2 protein-coding genes and 1 pseudogene are annotated in these 1460 nt (G+C 35.3%); 1 reads left to right on the top strand and 2 read right to left on the bottom strand.

The genetic code is table 11. The features are described from left to right. Positions 1-93 precede the first annotated feature (93 nt). Together FYJ55_RS10650 and FYJ55_RS10645 are read right to left on the bottom strand one after the other, a co-directional pair. Positions 94-843 (bottom strand): annotated as a pseudogene (locus FYJ55_RS10650) (MATE family efflux transporter); the annotation flags it as partial. Positions 844-858: 15 nt separating this feature from the next. Further along, positions 859-1005, bottom strand: a complete 147-nt coding sequence (locus FYJ55_RS10645) for a hypothetical protein (RefSeq protein WP_154556797.1) — start codon at positions 1003-1005, stop codon at positions 859-861. A gap of 188 nt (positions 1006-1193) precedes the next feature. On the opposite strand from FYJ55_RS10645, the gene FYJ55_RS10640 reads away from it, so the two are divergent. Beyond that, positions 1194-1460: hypothetical protein (locus FYJ55_RS10640; protein ID WP_154556796.1), on the top strand; the 267-nt coding region annotated here is incomplete at its 3' end.

The raw sequence follows: 1460 nt of genomic DNA, 5'->3' as shown, positions 1-1460 counted from the left end.
TAAATATTTTGAAGTTCTTGTCATAAGTGTAGTCTCTCTTTCGTTTACACCTATACAATAAATCTTAAATAGACATCATTAATGTCAGTTATATTAACAAATCACCAATGTATCTGTTAAGCCAAAAGAAATTTCAGGAAGGAAAATAAATCCTTCTACCTTTGAATATGCACCAATACCTGCAATAGCTGCTGCGCTAAATGAATTAATATACGACTGAATCATTACATTCGCAAAATCTATCACACAACCTTGTAATCCTGTTGGCAAGCCATAGATACAGATTTGTTTAAGATTCTCAAAATCCAAAGATAAATGTAGCCATGAAATATGTAAAATACTTTCTTCTCTTGCGAGTTGCACAGCACACAAAAACATACTCGCAAATTCAGAAATGATTGTTGCCCAGGCAGCACCGGCAACACCTATTTTAAACACAGCGATGAATATAATGTCTAATATCACATTCAATATCGAACTTACGATTAAATAATAAAGTGGATGTTTGGCATCGCCTCCAGCGCGAATGATTCCCACAAGCATATTGTATAAAACCAAAGAAAAACCACCTAGAAAATAAATCTTTAGATAAATAGAAGAGAAGCTAAACACTTCTTTGGGCAAGCCCATCCACATCAACATTTGATCCGTTAATGCATAGCCGCTAACTGTCATAATAAGCCCCAGGATAATCCCGAATGTAGCTGTTGTATATACCGCTTTTTTTGTTCTGTTCTCATCTTGAGCCCCTATCGCATTGGCAACAATGACACTTGCACCTGTCGCAAAACCGTTAAAAAAACCAACAATCAAGAAAACCAGCGACCCCACACTCGTAACAGCCGCTAATGCATTCTGTCATAGAAAATTTCCAACAATCAACGCATCCACAGTATTGTAAAGTTGTTGAAAAAGATATCCAATAAATATAGGCACTGCATAGCCAATAATTTGTTTGGCAATACTTCCTTTTGTCATTAACTGAATTGAATCTTGTTTTGCCATAAAACCCTGGTATACAAGAAAAGCCTGCACCAACATAAGTTGATACAGGACTTTACGGGAAGAGTCAGAACGCTCGTGACTTTAGTCATGAGATGAATGACGTATGTAACAGTTTTTCAACAGTTTCTATACGTGGACCATGTTATAATATATATGTAGAATGCATCGCAAAAAAAGGAGATTTCGATATGTATACAGTACGCTTTCAATTGGAACTAAGTGGATCTGAAAAACGTTTTTTGTCGAAATCTTTTTTCTATGCGAATCAGATGCATAATCAGTTGGTTCGATATGCTACAAATCGATTGAATGCTTTATTTCATGATACAGAATATGTGGGTGCACGCAAAGCTTATGGAGAAGCTGAATTTTCCAAAAAGAAAGGTTCTGAACTGTCAGCTTCTGAAAAAAAGAAGAAAAAAGAGTTATCAAATATCATGTGTATTAAACAAAAA

It is taken from the genome of Holdemanella porci (assembly GCF_009696075.1).
Taxonomy (GTDB): domain Bacteria; phylum Bacillota_I; class Bacilli_A; order Erysipelotrichales; family Erysipelotrichaceae; genus Holdemanella; species Holdemanella porci.
The sequence above is the reverse complement of the archived record's forward strand: the minus strand, read 5'-3'. Positions and strand labels throughout refer to the sequence as shown.

Bases quoted from the DNA above. Each gene is read 5' to 3' on its own strand.
- FYJ55_RS10645 (WP_154556797.1), bottom strand. From the start codon at position 1,005: ATGGCAAAACAAGATTCAATTCAGTTAATGACAAAAGGAAGTATTGCC.